Annotated in this window: 19 protein-coding genes and 1 tRNA gene; 10 read left to right on the top strand and 10 right to left on the bottom strand. The window is 34.3% G+C overall.

The features are described 5' to 3' along the window. Positions 1-349: 349 nt before the first annotated feature. The 3 genes from E0H99_RS03990 to E0H99_RS04000 all read right to left on the bottom strand — a co-directional run bounded on the left by E0H99_RS03990 (position 350) and on the right by E0H99_RS04000 (position 3,871). Entirely contained in the window at positions 350-937 is a 588-nt protein-coding gene (locus E0H99_RS03990; protein ID WP_131991385.1) for a DUF4202 domain-containing protein, read from the bottom strand. Positions 938-1,204: 267 nt separating this feature from the next. Continuing rightward, entirely contained in the window at positions 1,205-3,367 is a 2,163-nt protein-coding gene (locus E0H99_RS03995) for a S9 family peptidase (protein WP_131991387.1), read from the bottom strand. Between the two features lie 431 nt (positions 3,368-3,798). Next, positions 3,799-3,871 (bottom strand) — tRNA-Phe (locus E0H99_RS04000). A gap of 98 nt (positions 3,872-3,969) precedes the next feature. Here E0H99_RS04000 and E0H99_RS04005 point away from each other — a divergent pair. From E0H99_RS04005 to E0H99_RS04030, 6 genes are all read left to right on the top strand, one after another. Further along, on the top strand, positions 3,970-4,704 hold the full coding sequence (locus E0H99_RS04005; RefSeq protein WP_131991389.1) for a type III pantothenate kinase: 735 nt from the start codon (positions 3,970-3,972) through the stop codon (positions 4,702-4,704). Further along, positions 4,697-5,947, top strand: a complete 1,251-nt coding sequence (locus E0H99_RS04010; protein WP_131991391.1) for a hypothetical protein — start codon at positions 4,697-4,699, stop codon at positions 5,945-5,947. Before E0H99_RS04005 ends, E0H99_RS04010 begins: the two co-directional genes overlap by 8 nt. 47 nt (positions 5,948-5,994) lie before the next feature. Then, a complete protein-coding gene (lptC, locus tag E0H99_RS04015; RefSeq protein ID WP_131991393.1) occupies positions 5,995-6,549 on the top strand; it encodes an LPS export ABC transporter periplasmic protein LptC in 555 nt (184 codons plus the stop codon). 12 nt (positions 6,550-6,561) lie between these two features. Beyond that, a complete protein-coding gene (locus E0H99_RS04020) occupies positions 6,562-6,756 on the top strand; it encodes a hypothetical protein (RefSeq protein ID WP_131991395.1) in 195 nt (64 codons plus the stop codon). A 3-nt stretch (positions 6,757-6,759) separates the two neighbouring features. After that, entirely contained in the window at positions 6,760-8,019 is a 1,260-nt protein-coding gene (locus tag E0H99_RS04025) for a hemolysin family protein (protein WP_131991397.1), read from the top strand. A gap of 108 nt (positions 8,020-8,127) precedes the next feature. After that, positions 8,128-10,224, top strand: coding sequence for a peptidylprolyl isomerase (locus E0H99_RS04030; protein ID WP_131991399.1), 2,097 nt, complete (start codon positions 8,128-8,130; stop codon positions 10,222-10,224). Between the two features lie 106 nt (positions 10,225-10,330). Here E0H99_RS04030 and E0H99_RS04035 read toward each other — a convergent pair whose 3' ends face one another. Continuing rightward, complete coding sequence (locus E0H99_RS04035) at positions 10,331-11,248, bottom strand: GYDIA family GHMP kinase (RefSeq protein ID WP_131991401.1); 918 nt, start codon at positions 11,246-11,248, stop codon at positions 10,331-10,333. 51 nt (positions 11,249-11,299) lie between these two features. Next, on the bottom strand, positions 11,300-12,616 hold the full coding sequence (locus tag E0H99_RS04040; protein ID WP_131991403.1) for a hydroxymethylglutaryl-CoA reductase, degradative: 1,317 nt from the start codon (positions 12,614-12,616) through the stop codon (positions 11,300-11,302). A gap of 179 nt (positions 12,617-12,795) precedes the next feature. Here E0H99_RS04040 and E0H99_RS04045 point away from each other — a divergent pair, with 179 nt between their 5' ends. From E0H99_RS04045 to E0H99_RS04060, 4 genes are read left to right on the top strand one after another with little or no spacing between them, the layout of a single operon-like run. After that, on the top strand, positions 12,796-14,967 hold the full coding sequence (locus E0H99_RS04045) for a S9 family peptidase (RefSeq protein ID WP_131991405.1): 2,172 nt from the start codon (positions 12,796-12,798) through the stop codon (positions 14,965-14,967). A gap of 9 nt (positions 14,968-14,976) precedes the next feature. Further along, positions 14,977-16,521, top strand: coding sequence for a peptide MFS transporter (locus E0H99_RS04050; protein ID WP_131991407.1), 1,545 nt, complete (start codon positions 14,977-14,979; stop codon positions 16,519-16,521). A gap of 4 nt (positions 16,522-16,525) precedes the next feature. After that, on the top strand, positions 16,526-18,331 hold the full coding sequence (locus E0H99_RS04055; RefSeq protein ID WP_131991409.1) for a peptide MFS transporter: 1,806 nt from the start codon (positions 16,526-16,528) through the stop codon (positions 18,329-18,331). Between the two features lie 46 nt (positions 18,332-18,377). Next, complete coding sequence (locus E0H99_RS04060) at positions 18,378-18,839, top strand: thioredoxin family protein (RefSeq protein ID WP_131991411.1); 462 nt, start codon at positions 18,378-18,380, stop codon at positions 18,837-18,839. Here E0H99_RS04060 and E0H99_RS04065 read toward each other — a convergent pair whose 3' ends face one another. The 5 genes from E0H99_RS04065 to surE all read right to left on the bottom strand — a co-directional run bounded on the left by E0H99_RS04065 (position 18,840) and on the right by surE (position 23,784). Beyond that, positions 18,840-20,879 (bottom strand): ComEC/Rec2 family competence protein, encoded by a 2,040-nt coding sequence (locus E0H99_RS04065; RefSeq protein ID WP_131991413.1) that lies wholly within the window; start codon positions 20,877-20,879, stop codon positions 18,840-18,842. 73 nt (positions 20,880-20,952) lie between these two features. Beyond that, entirely contained in the window at positions 20,953-21,474 is a 522-nt protein-coding gene (locus tag E0H99_RS04070) for a C40 family peptidase (protein WP_131991415.1), read from the bottom strand. A gap of 47 nt (positions 21,475-21,521) precedes the next feature. After that, on the bottom strand, positions 21,522-22,634 hold the full coding sequence (gene lpxB, locus E0H99_RS04075) for a lipid-A-disaccharide synthase (protein ID WP_131991417.1): 1,113 nt from the start codon (positions 22,632-22,634) through the stop codon (positions 21,522-21,524). A gap of 105 nt (positions 22,635-22,739) precedes the next feature. Beyond that, entirely contained in the window at positions 22,740-23,012 is a 273-nt protein-coding gene (locus E0H99_RS04080; RefSeq protein WP_131991419.1) for a hypothetical protein, read from the bottom strand. Beyond that, positions 23,005-23,784 (bottom strand): 5'/3'-nucleotidase SurE, encoded by a 780-nt coding sequence (gene surE, locus E0H99_RS04085; protein WP_131991421.1) that lies wholly within the window; start codon positions 23,782-23,784, stop codon positions 23,005-23,007. Before surE ends, E0H99_RS04080 begins: the two co-directional genes overlap by 8 nt. Positions 23,785-23,825: the final 41 nt, after the last annotated feature.

A 23,825-nucleotide genomic window follows, 5' to 3' on the forward strand; every position in this document is an offset into this window, starting at 1 on the left:
ACTTTTAAAATAAAGACTTTCCTGAAGGTCTTAGTTTGGTTTTGAAATCATTTTGTTTACAAAATATATTTTACGGAAGTTAAAATTGCATTTTTGCAAAAGGGTTATGTGAAATGATGGTGTGGTAAAAGTGTAATTGAAGAATAGCATCGACACTTGTTGTAATACAACAATGTTTTGATGCTCGTGGAATAAGCCTTTTAATTTTTGTAAATGCGCCTCTCTATATACAAGCTGTGTTAATAGTGTCAAGGCTATGTCTATATGCGACAAATTAGTACAGTTCTTAACATTCTCTAAAGGAAAGGGTGTGTATGGATGTTGCCATTTCTTATATATAGAAATCGAATTACAATCCCAGAGCCTCTTTTATCAATTGAAAGTTTGTAGTGCTGAAGTTGATTTTTAGAGCTTCCTGATGTCCTTTTTCAGACATTTTATTCCAAGTTTTGAGAATTATATTTTTCAGTTTCTCCCTGTCGTGCTTATGAACAAAAGGGTCTAAATAGTATTCTAGAAATACCAAGCAGATTACGTCTTCCAACAGCTGTGTTTCAGTGTCTTTCTTGAGTAATTTTTTTTCGATTAGGAAAGAAACACGTGCAATGAATTCCTCGGAATAGCCTGCTTTTTTTAAAATTATAGCAGTAGTGTTAGCATGGAATTTTTTTAGATCCTCACGCCATTTTAAATAACCCACTCGATCCATTGGAAAGGACTCTCGTGCGACTTCCCATCGACAGATATGTTGCGCTTTGGAAGCAATCTGTACTTCTTCAGACGCTTCAGGATAAAAAGACATTAGTCTTTGGTACATTCGATTAGAATATAATAATTCCTTCGGATAACGTTTAGATTGATAAATTTCAATATTTGGATCTTGAGCATTTTTCGCGTCAATCCAATCAGAGGTATTTTGAAATTGTGATTTTGTCATTTGAAATGTTTAAAACCAAAGGTACATTATTAATCCAAAAAGCCAATGAATACTTTGCTATCCGCTAGTTTTAAAGGGTGAATTGATTTTCAATTCGTTCCATTTGAATTTACTTCGCTTTATAAGTAGAAAGGGGTTTAATTGAACAGCCTATTTTTTTCGATAGTATCCATTGAACGTAGAATTCCTTTAAAAGAATTATTTCTATTTTGCGAAGGCATACATTTTGATCGGTATGCCTTTTGGCATAAAATTCATAGGTGTACTTTACTTGTCTTTATTTAACCATCTTTCGAAGAATTCAAATGTTCGTAACATTTGGTCCATTCGCTGTCGGTTGTCTCCATTTCTGGTAATTTCATGTGTTGCACCAGGGTGTACCACATACTCGACAGGACGGCCTAATACTTTAAGACTGCGAAACATCATTTCTCCTTGAACAAATCCCGTTCGACGATCGTTGCCTCCATGGAAAATAATGAATGGTGTCTTGATATTTTCAACGTATGTTAATGGGGATTCTCGTATTAGAATTTCCTTAACTTTTGGTTCCCATGGATAACCCCCAAAATAATTTGGAACGAGTCTCCATGCATTTCCTTCGCCAAAAAAAGTGGGAAGATCATAAACACCACGTTGTGCGCAGGCGGCTTTAAAGCGATTGTCATGACTGATAATCCATGCTGTAAGATAGCCGGCATACGACCCTCCTGTTATTAGTAATTTCGATGGGTCAGCCCAGCCCTGATCTATGGTTTTGTCTAGAGCCGTAAGTACATCGCTGGAAGGACCTTTGCCCCAGTCATTGACATTACCTCTTAAAAAATCTAAACCGTAACCGCCGGAACCTCTTGGATTGCTGTAAACAACGCCGTACCCTTTACTACAGAAATATTGGTATTCGTGCCACATACTTTCTTCTCCTGGTCCCCACATGGCTGAGGGGCCGCCGTGAATTTCTAACAATAGCGGATATTTTTCTCCTTCTTGATACTGGGTAGGCTTCATTACCCAATACTCAATGGTCATGCCTGCGTCATTGATAAAAGTTTTCTTTTCCGGAAAGGATAATTTCTTATTTAGTAGCCAGTCATTAAGATTGCTTCCTTTCTTTTCTTTTTTGAAATTAGTATTTGCAAAATACAGCTCAGAAGGATTTGATACCTGTGTCTTAGAATAAACAAGAGTGTTATTTGAAATATCAAAACTTGTAATGCCAACTTCGCTACTGGATAATGGCTCTATATTTTTGGTGTTTATATTGAGCCTGTTCAAGATGTTTCCTCCATTACTTTGTCCTGTGAAGTATAGATATTTATCATCCTTACTCCAGGTAAGATTTGTTTTATTGCGGTCGAAAGGAAAGGTTTTGATGTCTTTTTCGGTTCCATTAAGTGGCATTATTGCTAACGTAGGTACTGATATAAAAGAGGTGTTGCTATAGAGGAAAGCCAACCATTTGCCAGAATGTGATACAGATGCATTGCTGTATTTTTTATCTTTTTCGCCTAAAATCATTTTAAAATTACCACCATCACTATCCGCTATATAAATTTCGCTTTCTAATGAACGGTCTGGGTTCTCTGTACTATCAATATTTCCCGAAAACACAATTTGTTTGCCGTCTGGTGTGTATTCAGCATTAGTGAAACTATAAAAGCCTTTTGTTAATAAACGGGGTTTGGCATTTGCAGTGGTATTAATGTCAAAAAAGTGATTGAAATTTATTTCAGAAGAAATAACTGACTCATTTTGAAAGTTCAATTTATTTAGTACAATAGCTTTTTTATCCGTAGCATTTTTATCCAAATAAGCCCTTATTTCAGATAAACTTCCGTCGGGGTCTAGTCGAGCTTTATTAGGCAACAAATGTTCATTTTTGTCAAAACCTGGTTTTTCCATTGTCCAAGTTGGTGTTGAAAAAGATTTGTTTAACGTAGAATCTTTGAGTAGTTCTTGAAATGAGATATTGGAAGAAAACATTAATTTTTTTCCGTCTGGGGACCATTTCGGATTGTTTGCCCCGTATTTATGGCTTGTCAATTGGATTGGTTCTCCTCCTTCAATTGACAGAATAAAAATCTGAGAGTTGTCGTCTATCATTCGTGTAAAAGCCAGTCGTTTCCCATCAGGGCTCCATGCAGGTTTTGTAGCACCTTCTTTGGAAGTAGTGAGTTGTATTGGAGGTGAGGTGTTTGATGGAGAAGCACTATAGATTTGGGTCAGATACTTGTAATCTAACTTGTTGTTTTCATCAGCTTCAATAGCGGTAACAGTGAAGGCTGCTTTTGATCCGTCTTTAGTGAGCGTTACATTTCCAACAGTCTTAATTTTTAACAGATCCGTCAGGTTAATAGCCTCTTTTTCATTTTGAGCAATGGCAGATTGTAGAGTAGTGATAAAAAACAGTAAAATTGAAAGTTTTCTCATAATTGTAATTTTGTAGCTAAACTTTATTTGATGCCGCGTTTCTAATATTTGCAACAAGTAGTGCTGTGTCAAATTTTAATTGTGTTGATCGAATAAAGGTGAGACTTGGATTTTAGTAAATATATAAAAGTATGGGAAATCTGCGTAGTATTATTCATTGTTTTTTATTTCTTGGAATATACATAAGGTAATTCTAAAGCAGGAATTACGTTAATTTTATAATGAGTAGAAAATATTTTCGATATTTCAAGGGGGTTATTTTAAACACGGTAGCCTACTAGACAAAATAATACTGAATGATGGTCTGTAAAAGAGTATTGTTTGTGTTGTAAAACAGGACAAATAAAAGATCTAAGCAATTATCAGTAGTCGAATAGGTCCAAAAACAAAAAATCCCTAAAGCCTCATTAAAGGATTAGGGAAATTTTTTGTGGTACCTCCAGGGATCGAACCAGGGACACATGGATTTTCAGTCCATTGCTCTACCATCTGAGCTAAGGTACCTCGCTATTGCGGGTGCAAATATAGAATGATTTTTAGTTTATCCAAAACATTTTTTAAAAAAAATCAATTCGTACCTTCGCAACATCAAAAAACAAATTATGATTTTAGTTATCGATGTTGGAAATACCAGAATTAAAGGCGCTGTTTTTGAGGGCGCTATACTTTTTGAAGTCTTTGTTTTTTCTAAAATAGAACTTGAAAAAAATATTGAAAATATTTTAAAAAAATTTGAAAAAATAACTGATTTGGTCGTTTCATCTGTTGGAGATGTCGAAAAACAGTCTTTTTTAGCCTATGATAAAGTGCTAAATGTGCATTTTCTATCCCATGAAGATCCTTTTCCGTTCCATAATTGCTATTCGACTCCTAAAACTTTGGGAATTGACAGAATGGTTCTTGCCGCAGGAGCAACGCTTCAATTTCCAAATCAGAATCGATTAGTTATTGATGCAGGGACTTGTGTAACGTATGATTTTATTGATCAGCAAAATAATTATTTGGGCGGAGCTATTGCGCCAGGATTGCGATTGCGGTACGAAGCGTTACATAATTTTACGGCTAAACTTCCTTTGTTATCATTAGAAAGTCCAAAAGATTTAATTGGAACATCTACTTCTGAATCAATTCATTCTGGTGTGGTTAACGGTTTCGTCTATGAGATTGACGGTTTTATCGAGGAGTATAAAGCAAGGTATTCAAATTTTATAATAATTTTAACGGGTGGCGACACAGATTTTTTGGCTAAACGATTAAAAAATACCATATTTGCCAATTCAAATTTTCTTCTGGAAAGTTTGAACCAAACATTTCAATATAAAATCAAAAATGATTAAAAAAATTATAATAAGCGCATGCTTGCTTTTATCATTAGTGTCTTTTGCTCAAGAAGGAACATCTTCTCCATATTCTTTTTACGGAATAGGGGATGTAAGATTCAAAGGAACGCTCGAAAACCGCTCTATGGCAGGAGTAGCTGTTGAGCAGGATAGTATACACATGAACTTACAAAATCCAGCCAGTTACGCAAGTCTTAAATTAACTACTTTTACTTTAGGAGGAACTTATGGAACTACAACTTTAAAAAACAATACTGAATCTGCAAATGCCAGAAGAACTACTTTGGATTATTTGGCAGTTGGTTTGCCTTTAGGTAAGTTTGGGTTAGGTTTTGGATTGATTCCGTATTCTTCTGTTGGGTATAAAATTGAATCTATTTCAGAAAATGGAACAGAAAACAACAAACGGTTTAACGGGACAGGTGGTTTGAATAAAGCTTTTTTGGGTTTAGGATATAAAATTGCTCCAAATTTCAGCGTTGGTGCCGATGTGAATTATAATTTTGGAAAAATTGAAACAAATAGTCTGGAATTTATTAATGGAGTTCCTATTGGGACGCGCGAATTGAATTCAGCAGATTTATCAGGAGTGAATTTTAATCTTGGAATGATGTATCAAACCAAGATTTACAAAAAAATATCTGTTTTTAGTAGTTTAACGTATTCATTGGAAAGCACTTTAACATCTAAAAATACAAGAAATATTTCGACAGTAATCTATAATTCAAATTTTGATTTGGCTGTAGTTGATGCTCTTGATGATGTTAAAACAGAAAAAAGTATAACAATGCCAAGTAAAATATCGTTAAGCGCGGGAATTGGAGAGGCTAAAAAATGGCTTCTTGGGGGTAAGATTTCTTATGGTAAAACTTCAGGTCAGGCAAACGATTATAATGACGAAGCGAATGTAGGTTATGGAAAATATGGCAGCGTTAGTTTAGGAGGATATTACGTTCCTAATTACAATTCGTTTTCTAGTTATGCAAAAAGAATTGTTTACAGAGCCGGTATTAAATATGAAAAAACAGGATTGGTTATCAACTCAGAATCTATAAATGATATGGGGTTAACTTTTGGTTTAGGACTTCCGATAACGGGTAGTTTCTCAAATGTTAATTTTGGTTTCGAGTTAGGGAAAAAAGGAACTACAAAAGCAAATCTTGTTCAGGAGAACTACGCAAACTTAAGTGTGAGCTTTTCACTTAATGACAGGTGGTTTGAAAAACGAAAATTCAACTAAAAACAAGAATTGGTACTATTGCCAAATTTCTTCGCCAAGTTCAGCGTATGACTTTAGTCAAAAAATATTATATTAAATCAGTTGTCACAGTTTTTGCTGTGACACTGTTTTTTGGTTGCGAAAGTAATTTTAAGGAAATTCAGAAGATTAATTTTTCGGAATTTATTCCTACCAGTGACGCTGATATAGTAAATTTGAAATACACTGATTCGGGACGAATTACTGCAATTCTGGTAAGTCCTAAAATGTTGGATTATTCCAGTGTTGATTTTCCTTTCACGGAATTTCCAAAAGGGATTGATGTTACTTTATTCGATAAAAAAGCGAAGAAAACATTTATAAAATCCAATTATGCCATTTCGTATAAAGGAACCAGCATCATTGATTTACAAGGAAAAGTAAAAATTTTTACGGAAGACGGTCAGACGCTAGAAACGGAGCAGTTGTATTTTGATCAAAAAAATGAATGGTTCTTTACGGAAAGAAAGTTTAAATTTACGGATCCAAAAGGAACTTCAAACGGACAAGGAATCGATTTTAGCAAAGATTTCAAAGTGATTAATTCTCAAAAAATAACAGGCGAAATTGAATCCGCCGATTAATACAAATACATTATGAATTACCTAAAATATACACAATACGTTTATCTTGTTTTTGGTGCCTATTTCATTTATGATGGTGTCACTAAATTAAAAGATCCTGCAGGAACGCCTTGGTTGAGTTTCATGATTGCAGGATTGGCTATTTTCATGTTTTTCTTTAGAAGAAAATTTGCCAAAAAATTTGATGATCGAAACAAAAAATCCTAATTAATGGAAATTAGTATTATCATATTGTGTCTAATACTAAGTGCTTTTTTTTCAGGAATGGAGATAGCCTTTGTCTCTTCCAATAAAATTTATCTTGAAATTGAAAAAAAACAAGATAATTTCGTTTCAAAAATACTTACAAAGCTTACTGAAAAGCCTACTAATTTTATAGTAACTATGCTTATTGGAAATACTATAGCGATGGTGGTCTATGGTTTTTTTATGGGTGAATTATTGATACGGTGGTTTGCTGCTTTAGGATATCATTTTTCAGATTGGTTAAGTTTAGTGCTTCAAATTTTGGTTTCGACACTGGTGATGTTGATTACTGCCGAATTTCTTCCTAAAGTTTTTTTTCAAATTTATGCGAACTCATTAATTAAGGTTTTTGCAGTTCCAGCGTATGTTTTTTATAAATTTTTCTATTTTATTTCTACCTTTTTTATTGGGATTTCTGATTTTATTTTAAGGAAATTCTTTAAAACGGAAGGGGATACTATTCAGTTGTATTTCAGTAAAATAGAACTTGGAAATTACATTACGGAGCAAATGAGTACAATTGAGGATAATGAAATGGTAGATTCTGAAATACAGATGTTTCAAAATGCCTTAGAATTTTCTGGCGTGAAAGCCAGAGATGTGATGAGTCCGCGAACAGAAATTATTGCAGTTGATGTATTCGATTCAATCGAAGAACTGAAGCAGTTATTCATAGAAACAGGGTATTCTAAAATAGTGGTGTATCAAAATTCTCTTGATGATATCATCGGTTACGTTCATTCGTTTGATTTGTTTAAAAAACCAAATAATATCAAGGAAATTGCGATTTCGGTTGAGTTTGTTCCGGAAACAATATTCATAAAAGATGCCATGAATTTGCTTACTAAAAAGCGTAAAAGCGTCGCAGTAGTATTAGATGAATACGGAGGGACGTCTGGAATTATTACTATAGAAGATATTGTAGAAGAACTTTTTGGTGAAATTGAAGACGAGCACGATTCAGACGAAGAATTGATAGAAAAAAAATTGGGAGAAGGAGTTTTTGTTTTTTCAACCCGTTTTGATGTTGAATATTTGAACGATACCTATAAGCTTGCAATTCCCGAAAGTGATTCTTACGGGACACTTGGAGGGTTTATAGTAGATTTTACAAAAGAAATCCCTCAAAAAGGCGAGACAATTACCATAGGCAGCTATCATTTTATAATTGAAGAAGCCACAAATAAGAAAATAGAATTAGTAAAAATGACCGTACAAGAGTGATTTTTTTTAGCAAAATAAAATTTCTTGCAAAATAAAACGCTACTAGTATAATTATTAATTAGATAATTGTATTTTCGCAAACTGAATATAAAAATTAACAACAATAAAATGGCAGTTTTACAAAAAATTAGACAACGTTCACTTCTTCTGATACTCGTTATTGGGTTTTGTTTATTAGCATTTATCATAGGTGATATATTCAACAGCGGTGGTTTCAGTAGTACATCAAAAGATGTAGGAAGCATCGATGGGAAAGATATTTCATTTGAAGATTTTAGAGTTAAAGTAAGTAATGTTGAAAAAAGTGGTCAAGGGATTACTTCAACAGCAGCTGCAAACAGAGTTTGGGAACAAGAAGTTTCTATAGCTTTACTAACTTCTGAATTTGATAAATTAGGACTTAGAGTAGGTGAAAAACACTTATTGGAAGTTTTGAAAGCAGATCAAAATATTGGTGGAAACCCATTGTTTTTAAATGCTGCCGGTGTTTTTGACGTTGCAAAATTCAAAGAATACTTCAAAGCTAATCCTGCGCAAGCTCAATTCTTGAAAGAGAGAGAGAAAGATGCTGATTTGAACGCTAAATATCAAATGTATAACACTTTGATTAAAGCAGCAGTTTATACAACTGAAAGCGAAGGAAAGTTGAAATATGAAATGGAAGCTAACAAAGTAAACTTTGCTTACGTTGCAGGTTTATATTCTACAATTAAAGACAGTGAAGTAAAAATTACTGATGCTGAAATTGTTGATTTCATGAAGAAAAATGAAAAAAAATACAAAGCTGACGAATCTCGTGAAGTAGAATATGTTTTGATCGAAGACAAAGCTTCTGCAGCGGATGAAACGGAAGTAAAATCAAAAATAAATGCATTGTTAACCGGAAGTGTGGTGTACAACCAGGCTACTGGTAAAAACGATACTTTGCCAGGATTTAGAACAACGACGAACACAGTAGAATTCGTTAATTCAAATTCAGATGTTCCTTATGATTCAACCTACATTGCTAAAAAAGATTTACCGGCTGTAGATGCTGATAAATTGTTTAACCTTGCTCCAGGTGCAGTTTATGGACCATACATGTTTGGGAAATACTACTGTATTTCAAAATCGATGGGAATGAAATCAGGAGTTAATGCTAAAGCAAGTCATATTTTAATTGGTTACGAAGGAACACAGGTTCCAAACCAAAAAGAAAAAAGAACAAAAGAACAAGCAAAAGCAAAGGCAGAAAGTATTTTGGCACAAGTAAATGCTAATCCAGATAGTTTCATGATGTTGGCTTTCACAAGTTCTGATGATTCATCAGCACAACAAGGCGGTGATTTAGGTTATTTTGGCCCAAACCAAATGGTGAAACCATTTAATGATTTTGTTTTTAGTAACGGTATCGGAAAAGTTGGTTTAGTAGAAACTGAATTTGGTTTTCATATTATTAAAATTACGGACAAACAAGACGGAATTCGTTTGGCTACTGTGGCTCAGAAAATTGAAGCTTCAGAAGCAACTTCTGACAAAATATTTACTCAGGCAACTAAATTAGAAATGGATGCTGCAGATAAAGATTTTAATAAAGTAGCAAAAGAAATGGCCCTTAAGGTTTCTCCGGCTGTTTCTGTAAAAGGAATGGATGAAAACTTTGGAACACTAGGAAATCAAAGAACAATCGTAAGATGGGCTTTTGAGGATGGAGTTAAAGTAGGAACTGTAAAAAGATTTGAAGTAGCTAATGTAGGTCACGTGATCGCAAAATTGAAAAGTATTGACGATTCTGGTTTAGTAGCTGTTTCTGTAGCTAGACCTTATGTGGAGCCAATTCTTAAAAACAAGAAAAAAGCAGAACTTATCAAAGCAAAAATGTCAGGTTCTTCTCTTGAAGCAATTGCAAAAGCAGTAGGAGGAACAGTGCAACAAGCAGCTGGTCTTACTATGGAAAACACAATGTTACCAGGTGTTGGTCAAGAGCCAAAAGTAGTTGGAAATGCATTTGCATTAGCTGCGAACAAATTGTCTGCCCCAATTGAAGGAAATACAGGAATTTATGTGGTAAAAAATATGAGTACAGTAAAAGCGCCAGTTCTAAAAAGTCATGCTGCTTATGTAACTAAATTAAAAGCACAAAGCGCTTCAGATGCAAATAGAGTTGTCCCTGCATTGAAAGCTAACGCTAAAATTGAAGATAACAGAAAAGATTTCAATTACTAATTTTCTAAGAAGTAATTAATCAAAATAAAAATCCCGATATATGCTGAATGTATCGGGATTTTTATTTTAATATAGTTTTTTTGAAAGTTTTGATTAATTATAAAAACTAAGACAATATCATTTCATTATAAGGAACGATAGTTTTATATCCTTTTGAAATAAAATAGTCGCTGGGATTTTCAGTTGCAATCGCCATGACAAAATCGCCTCCCCAGGCGCCTAGACTTTTTATCACACCATTAAAATCAGGAAACAAGGATTCTTTTATAGTGTGTGTTTCCAGAATAATGCTCATTTGTACTTCGTGTTTTTGTAGTGCTGTAGCAAAAGATTGAAGCGTAGTGGAATTTAAAACTTCTGAAGTTATCTGATCATTTAAAGCAATGGTTTTGGCCAGATTATTTTTTTTATTAATGTTGTAAGCCGCTATTGCGGCTTTACTGCTTTGTTTTTTGTTGAGATATACAAAGTATATGTGTTGTGTGAATTCAGGATTAAAGGGTACTTTTTCAACGATAGGAATACCTTGTTCCAAATGATATACAATAGGAGTGTCATTTTGTGCGCATGCTATATCGTAGCCGCTTCCTCCAAAACTGTTTTTAAGCAGTGTAAAGGCATCGATTTGCAACCATTGGGCAATATTATTTATCAAAGTCGATGACGTCCCCAGACCCCAGCTTTTAGTGAATCCAAGTTCAGTGGTAATGCGGTATCCGTCTGAATTTAAAATAAAACCAGAATTTAATTTAAAAGCTTCGTGTAAAATGGTCGTAAGTGTAGCCTTAACCGATTCGTTTTCAGTAGTGGCTTCCTTCGTGATATCAGAAAATAAAATGGTGTCTTCAAACCAAATACTTCTATCCGCATCATAGCTTTTCCAAATGATTTCCTTGTTACTTCCTTTTTCTATAATGAGGTTTTGTCCCATTTTTGTAGGTAATGCAAAGGCTTTTGCGCCATCAAGAACTAGATATTCTCCTGTAATTAAAAGTTTTCCGTTACTGTAGAATGTTTTTTTCATTGTCTTTGCGAAGAACGAAGCAATCTTATTTTTTGTTGCTTCAAGATAAAATTATTTTCTTAAACTTTCAATATAGGTGACTACAGCGCTATGCGAAACGGTATTTTTTTTGAAATGTTTCTGGATTAAAATACGTTCTTCATCATTCGCTTCAAACTGGTTGATGATGTTGTTTAAATGCATTTTCATGTGTCCTTCCTGGATTCCTGTTGTAGTCAAGGAGCGCAAAGCGGCAAAGTTTTGGGCCAAACCGGCTACGGCTACAAACTGCATTAATTCCTTGGCAGAAGGGTTTTCCAGCATTTCCAATGATAATTTTACCAACGGATGCAGGGAAGTCAAACCGCCAACAGTTCCTAATGCTAAAGGGATTTCCAACCAAAAAGTAAAAACGCTATTTTCGATTTTGGCATGGGAAAGACTAGAATATTTTCCGTTTCGGGAGGCATACGCATGAATTCCTGCTTCGACGGCGCGGAAATCATTTCCTGTTGCCAAAACGACGGCGTCTACTCCGTTCATGATTCCTTTGTTGTGCGTTACGGCACGATAAGGCTCGACTTCGGCGATTTGAACGGCTTGCACGAATTTCTCGGCAAATTCTTGAGGATTCTGAATGTGTTTTTCAGATAATTCTTCTATCGGACAAGAAACTTCGGCTCTTACGATGCAATTTGGAACATAATTCGAGAGAATACTCATCACCACTTCAATATTTTTTTCAGTTTCCGTGAATAAATCATAGTTGTGCGCTTCATCTTTTAACGTTTTGGCAAATTGTTCCAGACAAGAGTTGATAAAATTCGCTCCCATGCTGTCTTTGGTTTCAAAAGTGGCATGCAGCTGAAAATAATTGGGTAATAAATCAGTTTTGTCTTTTAGAGTAATGTCTAAAATTCCGCCACCGCGTTTTTGCATATTTGTTGTAATCGATTCTGTTTCTGAGAAAAATTTATTTTTGTTTTGGGCAAAAAATAAATTCAGTTTTGAAACATCTCCTTTGTAGATAAAATGTACCTGACCAATTTTTTCGGTGTTGATTACGGTTGCTTTAAACCCGCCACGCGTGGACCAAAATTTAGCAGCTTTTGCGGCAGCGGCAACAACAGAACTTTCTTCAATGGCCATGGGAATGGTGCTGTATTTTCCATTAATTAGAAAATTTGGAGCAACTCCCAGTGGAATGTAGAAATTAGTTATCGTGTTTTCGATGAATTCATCGTGTAATTTCTGTATTTTTTCATCAGAATTCCAGTAATTTTTCAGCAAGGCGACGGCTTCTGTAGGTGTTGAAAAATATTGATTGGCAATCCATTTAATTTTTTCTTCTTTGGATAATTTAGAAAATCCGCTAATGGCCTTATTCATTCTCAATTGATTATAGTATGTATGCGTGCAAATATACGCTTTTAGCCGTTTTGTTAACAATCATATTATCCTCAATAAATAGGCATTAAAAATATTGTTTTTAACATTTAACACATAGAATGTAAAATTATTGTAAATTTTTCACTAAAATTGACGGTTTTTATATTTAAATAAATATCATGTATTCGAAAAAAATTATTGCATTATTTTTATTCTTGTGTTTTACTGTTGTCGGCCAACAAAAAATCACAATTGATGAAATTTACAACGGCACATTTCGTGCGCAAGGAATGGATGAATTACAGTCCATGAAAAATACAAATCAATATACGGTATTGAATTTAGACAGCCAGTCAAGAAGTGTGCAAATCGATTTGTATGATTTTGCGACTTTAAAAAAAACAGCTACACTTATAGATACAAAATCCCACAAGGATTTATCAAATGGGATTGACAGTTACACGTTCGATGCTTCAGAAAAAATGATTTTATTAGCTTGTAATACAAATAAGATTTTCCGTCACTCGTTTACTGCTGATTATTATTTGTACGATATAGCCAATAAACAATTAAAAAAGTTATTTGATTTTCAGGTGCAGGAACCCACTTTTTCGCCGGACGGAAAAAAGATAGCGTACGCCAAAGAAAATAATCTGTATGTGTATGATTTAGCCTCTAATAAATCGACTCCAATAACTACAGACGGACAAAAAAACAGTATTATTAACGGTATTACGGATTGGGTTTACGAAGAAGAATTTGCTTTTGTGAAAGCTTTTGATTGGAGCGCTGACAGCAAAAAAGTGGCCTATATTCGTTTTGACGAAAGTCAGGTTCCTGAATTTTCGATGTCAATGTTTGGAAAAGAGTTGTATCCAATGGTGCAAACGTTTAAATATCCAAAAGCCGGAGAGAAGAATGCTTTAGTTTCTTTGCATATATATGATGTAAATTCGAATGGGGTAAAAAATATAAATCTGGGGAATTACAATGATTTTTATATTGCCAGAATGAAATGGACGAATGATGCGAATATATTATCTGCTCAGGTATTGAATCGTCATCAAAACAATTTGGATTTGTTGTTTATCGATGGTAACTCAGGAGCTGCAAAAGTAGTTTTGAACGAAAAAGACAAAGCATATATTGATGTTACAGATAACTTGACTTTCTTGAAAGACAACAGTTTTATTTGGACCAGCGAGAAAGATGGTTTCAATCATATTTATTTATATGACAAGAATGGAAAATTAAAAAATCAGGTGACCAAAGGAAAATGGGAAGTGACTAATTATTATGGTTTAGACCAAAAGACAAATACGGTTTTCTATCAGTCTGTTGAAAATGGATCGATTAATAGAGATGTTTACAGAATAGGTCTTGACGGGAAAAATAAAGTGCGATTGTCACAAAATACAGGAACGAATGCAGCGACATTCAGTCCGAATTTTCAATACTACATCAACACGTTTTCTAGCGCGACTCAACCTACGACGTATACGTTGAACGAAGCTAAAGCTGGAAAACAAGTTCAGGTTATTGAAAACAATGAATCATTGGCTGAAAAACTAAAAGGGTATAATTTACCGGCTAAAGAGTTTTTTGTTTTAAAAACAGAAAAAGGAAATGAGCTAAATGCTTGGATTATGAAGCCGAAAGATTTTGATCCAACTAAAAAACATCCTGTTTTTATGTTCCAGTATTCTGGTCCTGGTTCTCAGCAGGTTGTAAACGGATGGGGAAGTTCTAATGAATACTGGTTTATGATGTTAACGCAACAAGGTTATATTGTAGCTTGTGTTGACGGTCGTGGGACAGGTTTTAAAGGTGCCGATTTTAAGAAGGTGACTCAAAAACAGTTAGGGAAATACGAAGTGGAAGATCAAATTGATGCTGCCAAAGTAATAGGAAATTACTCATTTGTAGATAAATCTAGAATTGGTATATTTGGCTGGTCGTATGGTGGTTTTATGGCGTCTAATTGTATCATGAAAGGAAATGATGTTTTCAAAATGGCAATTGCTGTAGCTCCGGTTACGAACTGGCGTTTTTATGACAGTGTGTACACGGAACGTTACATGCAGACACCACAGGAAAATGCAAGCGGATACGATGATAATTCACCTATAAATCATGTGGGTAAATTGAAAGGAAAATTTCTTTTGATTCATGGTTCGGGAGATGATAATGTTCATGTTCAGAACTCCATGCAAATGATGGAAGCGTTGATTCAGGCCAACAAACAATTTGATTCACAAATATATCCTGATAAAGCCCACGGGATTTCAGGGGGTAAAACCAGAATTCAATTGTATACTAAAATGACTAATTTTATCAAAGAAAATTTATAACAGCGCTTTATGACAAACGACTCATTGAATAAGGAAGAATTTTTTGGACATCCAAAGGCGCTTTTTATATTGTTTTTTACCGAAATGTGGGAACGCTTCTCCTTTTATGGAATGAAAGCCCTGTTGATTTTTTACCTGACAAAGTACCATTTGTTTTCGGATACTTCTGGGAATTTACTGATTGGGAGCTACGCTGCTTTAGTGTATGCAGTGCCAGTTTTAGGGGGTTTTATAGCCGATAGATATCTGGGATTTAGAAAAGCCATTGTTTTTGGTGGGATTATGTTGGTTTTGGGTCATATAGGAATGGCTTATGAAGGGAATGCCGCCACACAATCCATGACCGGCGAAATTACGCGGGACAATACATCCTTACAAATATTTTATTTTTCACTTTCCTTAATAATTGTCGGGGTCGGTTTTCTAAAAGCCAATATATCTTCATTAGTGGGGGAATTGTATGAAACAGGAGATAAAAGAAGAGATTCTGGATTCACTTTGTTTTACATGGGAATCAACTTGGGGTCTTTTATGGCTACACTAATTTGTGGTTGGCTTGGAGAAACTTATGGATGGAGTTATGGTTTTGCAGCAGCCGGTATCGGAATGTTTTTTGGACTAATGACTTTTATTTCCGGAAAGAAATTATTAATGGGGAAAGGGGAAACTACCGTTCCTGAAATTCTGGAAAAAAAATCCTTCGGGATAAAGAACGAATGGCTAATCTATTTGTTAAGCGCGTCATCTGCATTGATTTTTTGGCAAATGGTGCAGCGACATGAAGTGGTTTCCTATTCGTTGATGGTTGCTGGTGCAGTTTCGTTTATTTATATTGTCTATTATGCCGTTACTCAACTGGATAAAAAAGCAAGAGAGCAATTAATGGCTTTAACCATTTTAATTGTTTTTACGATTATCTTTTGGGCATTATTTGAACAAGCTTATACTTCATTAAATTTATTTGCAGACCGCATTTTAGACAGAACAGTTTTTGGATATACCATAACCGCTAGCCAATTTTTGAGTTTTAATGCCTTGTTTATTATTTTATTAGCCCCAGTTTTTGCTTGGTTGTGGGTAAAGCTAGGGAAATACAATCCAAATACTGCAGTGAAATTTTCAATAGCATTGTTGTTGGTAGGTTTAGGTTTTGGGTCTTTGGTTTTAGGAATTAGTTTGTCAGGGATGGGGAAAGTAGCCATGATTTGGTTGATTCTTACGTACCTTTTACATACTTGTGGGGAATTATGCTTGTCACCGGTAGGACTTTCTGCAGTGACTAAATTATCTCCGGTAAAAATCGTTGGGTTCATGATGGGAGTTTGGTTTTTGGCAACAGCCAGTTCTGAATTTATTGCTTCCATTTTAGCTAATATCGCTTCTGTAGATACTTCAAATGGTACAGCACCCGATTTAAATTTAGCAAAACAGAGTTACTTAGTACTTTTTGAATATTTATTTTATACAGGACTTGGTTTTGGATTACTGCTATTGGTACTTTCGCCAATAATAAAAAAATTAATGCACGGAGTTGACAAAGAATTAAACAATTAATAATATGAGTGAAAATACTACAGATCAATTTTTTAAAAGTACCGTTCTAGGACATCCAGCGGGATTATTCGTTTTATTCTTCACAGAGATGTGGGAGCGATTTTCATTCTACGGAATGCGTTCTTTACTGATACTATTTTTAACCGCTTCCTTTACAGATGGTGGTTGGGAATGGACTCGTGAAAATGCTTCTGCATTATTTGGATCCTATGTAGGATTGGTTTATTTATCCACAATGTTAGGTGGTTATTTTGCCGATAAAGTAATTGGTTTTAGATGGGCTGTTGTTGTTGGCGCAAGTTTGATGACTTTAGGACACGCTTCTATGGCTGTTGAAACAGAATTTTCTATTTATTTAGGATTAGTATTGTTGGTTTTTGGGAATGGTTTTTTCAAACCAAATATGACATCCATCGTATCCGAAATGTACAAAGACCGTCCTGAGAAAAAAGATGGTGCTTATACTTTATTTTACATGGGTGTAAATGCTGGGGCTTTCTTTGGTATTTTACTTTGTGGTTATTTAGGAGAAAAAGTGGGGTGGACGTATGGTTTTGGTTTAGCCGGTATTTTTATGTTCTTTGGAATGTTACAGTTTTGGTTGTCTCAAAATATCTTTGGAGACATCGGTTTAAAACCAAACAAAGAAAGCAAAGCGAAAGCAGAAGCTTTGGATACGGATAAAAGAAATCCTTTTTCACCAATACAATTAACAGCTATTGCATTTTCATCATTACTAGCTTTATTGTGGCTTTTGAATGATCCTGCTTCCAAAATATCTGGAGGTAAAGTAAATGTTTTTTCTTTCTTAGGAGCGAATGGTAATTCTATTGCTATAGTTTCAGCACTGGTTGTATTTATTATATTGTTGATTTATAGATTTACTCAATATTCTAAAATTACTAAAGAAAAATTAATAGCAGTTACATTTTTTGCTTTTCTGACTATTTTCTTCTGGGCAATTTTCGAACAGTCACCAAACAGTTTAACCATTTTTGCGAATGATTATACGGATCGAGTTTTAACAGGTAATTGGAGTGTAGTATTCTTAGTGATGAATTCATTGATTACTATTTTACCATTAGTGATTATTACTTGGGTATTGATTTTATTATTCAAACAAACTTTTAAATTTTACGCTCTTGCAAATATTATTCTAAGTGTGAGTTTTGTGATTATTTGGACAATAGCAATATGGATGTTGGCTAAAGATTATTACACTGCAGGATATTTATCATTGTCAGATGCTACTTTGCAGGCGTTAAAAATTGATAAAGTGACTACTGCATTGACGGAAGTTCCTGCAACTTGGTTTTCTACCTTAAATTCATTGTTTATTATTTCATTAGCACCATTATTTTCAAAATGGTGGGAAAGTAAATACAATCCTTCGGCTAATTTAAAATACGGAATCGGAATGGGATTATTAGCGCTTGGGATGGCTTGTGTTGCTTTTGGCGCAAGCGGAATCGAAGCTGGAGCAAAAACAGCTTCAGTAAGTATGATTTGGCTTATTTTGGTCTATCTTTTCCATACTATGGCTGAATTGTGTATCTCTCCGGTAGGATTGTCTTATGTGAGTAAATTAGTTCCTGCAAGAATGATTGCATTTATGTTTGGAGTTTGGTATCTTGCAGTTGCAATAGGAATGAAAGGAGCAGGTATGTTTGGAGAAAATATTGATAAAATTGCCAATGAACACGGATTAAGTTATTTCTTCTGGATGTTAGCAATAATATCTATTGCCGTGGCTTTATTCTCTATTTTGATGGGGCCGGTAATTAAGAAATTAATGCATGGTGTTCGATAATTTTCAGGCATCATTTTTGATTATTCAATAATTAAAAATTATAAACATGAAGAAATTAATAGTTGCTTTAGTATTGTTTGCGGGTTCATTTGCCGCTGAAGCACAAGAATTAGTTTGGGAAACCAACGTCATTAAGGCTATGGAAGTTTCTAATAAAACTAAAAAACCAATGTTGTTGTTTTTTACGGGAAGCGACTGGTGCGGTTGGTGTATCAGGTTACAAAAAGAGGTTTTGAAAACAGCTGAATTTGCTGCTTGGGCTAAAGAAAATGTGGTTTTAGTGGAATTAGATTATCCTAGAAGAACACCTCAGACTCCTGAGATTAAAAAACAAAATGACGAATTGCAGCAAGTTTTTGCAATTCAAGGATTTCCGACAATCCATTTTGCTAATGTCACAAGTGTAGATGGCAAAGTAAATTTTGAAGGTTTAGGAAGTACAGGTTACGTTGCTGGTGGGCCATCTGCATGGTTAGCTGTTGCAAATGGATTTTTGCATAAGAAATAATTAGTAGCTCAATTTATAATATCCCTTTTCACTCGTAGCGTGAAAAGGGATTTTTTGTTTCATACAAGTCACTTTCCATTGTTTTTGAATCGTTTTGTAATTAGACCCATCCGCTACGACCATCTTTGGTTTTAGTGTCTGTAACAAGCGATCAAAATTTATTTTGGGAGATTGAGTCAGTATAATGACATCCGGATTTATATTTCTTGGAAAAACACCGGAACTGTCTAAAATGAAAATCTTCTTTCCATTAAAATAAAAAATATTTTGTAGCTCTTTTTTCTCTCTAAGACTACTTAGATTCCCAATTCGATACGACTTTAGAGCGTTGTTTTTTTGAGCAATTTTCAAAATACTATCATTCGCATAGACCGTTATGTTTTCCCCGTTTCGCTCTGCAAGCAATGTGTTTTTTTTGATGTTGAAAACAATCCATTCTTGTTCGTTTTGAATGTTCCTTTGAATACCCAAACACGAAATTTGTACAATGATAATGGAAACCAATGTCATTACTAATTTGTTAAAACTTGGTTTCTTGAGCCAAATAATTGCAGTTATAACTACCAAATAACTACTGAGTAACAGATAAAAATGCAATGGAATATCTTGTATTATAAATTGTTCCAAAGACGCAATTGCATTAATGATTTTATTCAAGTAATAGATGCTCCACTCTAGTAGTTGTGAAAGGAAGACAGGGATGCTGTTAAATGCGGCTAAAAGCATTACGAAAACTCCTAAAATCATAATGATGCTCAGAAATGGAATGATAATTAAATTGGTTACAAAAAATAAGCCCGGAAACTGATGGAAATAATAAATGCTCAAGAGTAAAGTGCCCATTTGTGCGGCAAACGAAACGGTAAGAATGTCCCAAATATATTTTGAAACCTTGTTTTTCGGTAACCAAATTGAGGCTAAAAGCGGTTGTAACCAAATAATAAAAAATAAAGCTAAATAGCTTAGTTGGAAACCAACATCAAATAAAAAGGAAGGTTCAAAAAGCAGAATCAGTAAAATAGAAACCAATAAAGTGTGATAAATATTGACACTTCTTCGTAAATGATTTCCAATGGCAACAAACGAAAACATAGTTACGGAACGCACTACCGAAGGTGCTAAACCGGCTATGATTCCAAAAGTGAATAAAGAGGTAAGAATGATAAGTAATTTTAGGAATGAGCCACGTTTTGTGTTAGGAATTGGTTTTAGGATGAAGGTGACAAAAAGTAAAATGAAACCAATATGTAGTCCTGATACCGATAATATATGCACTGCTCCAGCATATTGATAATCCCGAATAATTTCAGGTGAAATATCCTGCTGTTGCCCCATTATTAAAGCTATGGCGACATTTAATTCGGTTTTATTAAAGTTATTTTTTTCTAAATTATGAATAATTCTTGTTCTTAATTTAGAGGAATAATACCAGATGTTTTTCTCTATTTCAGAACCAATTTTGATTTCATCAACATCAGCATACAGTTGCGCATAGATTTGTTTGTTTTTGAGGTATTTGCTGTAATCAAATTGGTTTGGATTATTAGGAGGTCTGTTTTTAGATAAAACTCCCTCAATAAGTAAAGGTGTCCCAATCTCGAATTCATGATGCAAGCTGTCCTTTTGAATGTTCAAGATGATTCTTCCCGTTTGTTTTTTCTCATTAACACGGTTTATAATGGCAATGTAACGGTCGCTAAATGGTGAGCTTTTTAGTTTTTCGCGAATGATTATGGAAATGGAATGTGGTTGTTCAAAAACAGTCGTGTTGTTAATGTAATTGCTTTTTTGAAAATAATCAGTGTGAATTACTTGGGTCGAAATTCCAATAAGAAAAGACAGGAGATAAGTTGTCAAGCCAAAATAGAAAACATTCTTGCTTTTATTTTTGAATAAAAAATACAATGCTCCAAAAATACTGATGGATATGAAAAGTAAAATAAAGAGTAATGATAGTGGTAGATGAAAGTAATTGGTAAAAAGAATTCCTGAAATAAATCCAATTGTTATTCTCGCTAAAGGAAATTGAAGTACTTTCATAACTCTAAAGTACACATTTTTAGTAAGAAACAACTTTGTTTTTTCGCAAAGAAACAAAGCGTTTTTCGGATGTCTATAACACTCTATTCAATTGTACAAAGGTTTTTTTATAGTACGGTTCTTTTGTAGAGGAAATAATTACTCCTTTTGAAGTAGAAGAATGGATGAATTTTATCTCATCATCATTGGCTTCAATGACGATTCCAACATGATTTATTTGTGAGTTTTTGTTGGTTTTAAAAAATATTAAGTCCCCTTTTTGTGCTTGTTCACGTTCGGGATTTATAACGACACCTATTTTTGACTGTTGATAAGAGTTGCGTGGAAGGGTTATGTTGTTAGAATCAAAAATCGTAAACATTAAACCGGAACAGTCAAAACCTGCTTTTGTTGTGCCTCCGTATTTATATTTTACTCCAAGATTTTCAGCCGCCGCATCAATTAGTTCTTCAGCCAGATGATTTGTTTTTCTTTTTTCGGATTTCGTTAGTTTCTCTTTTTTTGTGTCGTTTTTTTTAGAAGTGACTATGGGAGAAGTCGATTTACAAGCCGTAAAAAAAATAAGAATCAATAATAGGAATGCGAAATGTTTCAAAAGAATATATTTTTGATAAATGTAAATAGCTACAGATTAGCTGTAAGCTATTGTAAATCAGAAACAATGAATTTAGCAGTTTTTTCACTAGCACCAATGCCACCTAATTTGTCTTCTAATAACGCATATTTTTCCAAAAGCGTATTGCGATGATTGGATTCCAGGATTTTTTTCAGTTCTTCCCGAATACGTTTTGTAGTACATTTCTCTTGAATTAATTCAGTGACCACTTCTTCATCCATTATCAAGTTTACCAATGAGATGTATTTAAGTGTAATGATTCGTTTCGCAATTTGGTAGGAAGCCCAGCTGCCTTTGTAACAGACCACTTCCGGAACTTTAAAAAGTGCCGTCTCCAGAGTTGCGGTTCCTGAAGTGACTAATGCGGCTGTTGAATTTCGCAATAAATCGTATGTTTTATTGGAGATGAATTTTATATTTTCATGAGAAATAAAATCTTGATAAAAAGAGAACTCCTGACTTGGAGCACCAGCGATTACAAATTGATAGTCAGGAAAATCATTTACTACGCTCAACATTACAGATAGCATTTTAGTGATTTCCTGTTTTCTGCTGCCCGGTAAAATAGCGATAATTGGTTTTTCGTCTAATTGATTTTCTTTTCTAAAAAGGATTGGATCAACTGCGGGTTGGTTGTGAATAGCGTCAATCAGCGGATGCCCCACAAACTCGACAGGGAAATGATGTTTGTCCTCGTAGAATTGTTTTTCGAAAGGTAAAATCACATACATTTTATCAATGTCGTGTTTTATATCGGTAATTCGGCTTTCTTTCCAAGCCCAGATTTGAGGGGAAATATAATAGTGTGTTCTCATGCCTAACGCTTTGCCCCATTTTGCTATGCGCAAATTAAAACCGGGATAATCTATGAAAATAAGAACATCGGGTTGAAATTCAAGAATGTCTTTTTTGCATATTTTGATGTTATTCAAAATAGTTTTTAAGTTAAAAATCACTTCGATGAAACCCATAAATGCCAATTCCCGATAGTGTCTTACTAAAGTACCGCCAACATTTTTCATCAAATCTCCACCCCAAAAACGGATGTCAGCATTTGGATCTTTTTTATACAGTTCTTTCATTAAATTTGAACCATGCAAATCTCCTGAAGCTTCACCCGCTATAATATAATATTTCATGCTTTCTAGATTAGGAGTTTATAAATTTGGATTTCAAACGTATAAAATCATATTTATTTTTAATAATCTGTTTTTCGATTTACAAAGATAAACTATTACCGTTTCTTAAATAAACAGAGTGATAATTGCAATTATTATTACTGCTAAAACCACGCCGCGAGCCATTGTTTCTTTGTTCATTTTTAGTAAAAAACCAAATGCGATTAGTGTAAGAATAGAACCCAACGTTATAATTTTGCCCAAATTCCCTTGTGATTTCATAATTTGAATTCCAGCAATGAAATTAAATTCAGTAAAAAAAGTTATAAAAATATAACTCCCAAGAAGGGTAGTGGCGAATCCAATTAAAAATCCGACAAACAAGTCTGTTTTATTCATTCCATTTCCAGGTGTTAAGTTGTTGTACAGCATGATGCGCCGTCAAGTCAAATTGAACAGGAACGACGGATATGTATCCATTTTGTAAAGCCCATTCATCAGTGTCTTCGCCATTGTCTTGGTTTACAAATTCTCCGGCAAGCCAGTAATAATCCCTTCCTTGAGGCGTTTTTCTTTTGTCAAATTTCTCTACCCAAAGTGCTTTCGCTTGACGGCAAATTCGAATTCCTTTAATCTCTTTTTCTTCTAATTTTGGGAAATTTACATTCAAAACAACTCCTTCCGGCAGTCCGTTTTCTAAAACTTCTAACGAAATTTTTCGAATAAAAGATTTTATATTGTCAAAATTGGCATTCCAATCATAATCCAATAAAGAGAAACCAATGGCTGGAATTCCTTCTATCCCCGCTTCAACAGCCGCACTCATTGTTCCGGAGTAAATCACATTTATGGAAGAATTTGATCCGTGATTGACACCGGAAACACATAAATCCGGTTTTCGTTTCAGAATTTCATTTACAGCAAGTTTTACACAATCTACCGGTGTTCCAGAACAACTGTATTCTATAAAAGGATCATTTTCTTTAGAAATTTTATTCAAATACAAGGTGCTGTTTATGGTAATGGCATGGCCCATGGCACTTTGAGGATTGTCTGGAGCGACCACTACGATCTCGCCTATTTCTGCCATAACCGCAATTAATGCTCTAAGTCCGGGTGCCGAAATACCGTCGTCATTTGTTATTAAAATTAAAGGTCTGGTTTGTTTCATTATTTTATAGTTGCAAAAATGAGATTGATTATCGAGAATTT

It is taken from the genome of Flavobacterium sp. GT3P67 (assembly GCF_004349155.1).
GTDB lineage: Bacteria > Bacteroidota > Bacteroidia > Flavobacteriales > Flavobacteriaceae > Flavobacterium > Flavobacterium ranwuense.

Coding starts and splice junctions, on each gene's coding strand:
- E0H99_RS03990 (WP_131991385.1), bottom strand. CDS start 937: ATGACAAAATCACAATTTCAAAATACCTCTGATTGGATTGACGCGAAA.
- E0H99_RS03995 (WP_131991387.1), bottom strand. CDS start 3,367: ATGAGAAAACTTTCAATTTTACTGTTTTTTATCACTACTCTACAATCT.
- E0H99_RS04005 (WP_131991389.1), top strand. CDS start 3,970: ATGATTTTAGTTATCGATGTTGGAAATACCAGAATTAAAGGCGCTGTT.
- E0H99_RS04010 (WP_131991391.1), top strand. CDS start 4,697: ATGATTAAAAAAATTATAATAAGCGCATGCTTGCTTTTATCATTAGTG.
- lptC (WP_131991393.1), top strand. CDS start 5,995: ATGACTTTAGTCAAAAAATATTATATTAAATCAGTTGTCACAGTTTTT.
- E0H99_RS04020 (WP_131991395.1), top strand. CDS start 6,562: ATGAATTACCTAAAATATACACAATACGTTTATCTTGTTTTTGGTGCC.
- E0H99_RS04025 (WP_131991397.1), top strand. CDS start 6,760: ATGGAAATTAGTATTATCATATTGTGTCTAATACTAAGTGCTTTTTTT.
- E0H99_RS04030 (WP_131991399.1), top strand. CDS start 8,128: ATGGCAGTTTTACAAAAAATTAGACAACGTTCACTTCTTCTGATACTC.
- E0H99_RS04035 (WP_131991401.1), bottom strand. CDS start 11,248: ATGAAAAAAACATTCTACAGTAACGGAAAACTTTTAATTACAGGAGAA.
- E0H99_RS04040 (WP_131991403.1), bottom strand. CDS start 12,616: ATGAATAAGGCCATTAGCGGATTTTCTAAATTATCCAAAGAAGAAAAA.
- E0H99_RS04045 (WP_131991405.1), top strand. CDS start 12,796: ATGTATTCGAAAAAAATTATTGCATTATTTTTATTCTTGTGTTTTACT.
- E0H99_RS04050 (WP_131991407.1), top strand. CDS start 14,977: ATGACAAACGACTCATTGAATAAGGAAGAATTTTTTGGACATCCAAAG.
- E0H99_RS04055 (WP_131991409.1), top strand. CDS start 16,526: ATGAGTGAAAATACTACAGATCAATTTTTTAAAAGTACCGTTCTAGGA.
- E0H99_RS04060 (WP_131991411.1), top strand. CDS start 18,378: ATGAAGAAATTAATAGTTGCTTTAGTATTGTTTGCGGGTTCATTTGCC.
- E0H99_RS04065 (WP_131991413.1), bottom strand. CDS start 20,879: ATGAAAGTACTTCAATTTCCTTTAGCGAGAATAACAATTGGATTTATT.
- lpxB (WP_131991417.1), bottom strand. CDS start 22,634: ATGAAATATTATATTATAGCGGGTGAAGCTTCAGGAGATTTGCATGGT.
- E0H99_RS04080 (WP_131991419.1), bottom strand. CDS start 23,012: ATGAATAAAACAGACTTGTTTGTCGGATTTTTAATTGGATTCGCCACT.
- surE (WP_131991421.1), bottom strand. CDS start 23,784: ATGAAACAAACCAGACCTTTAATTTTAATAACAAATGACGACGGTATT.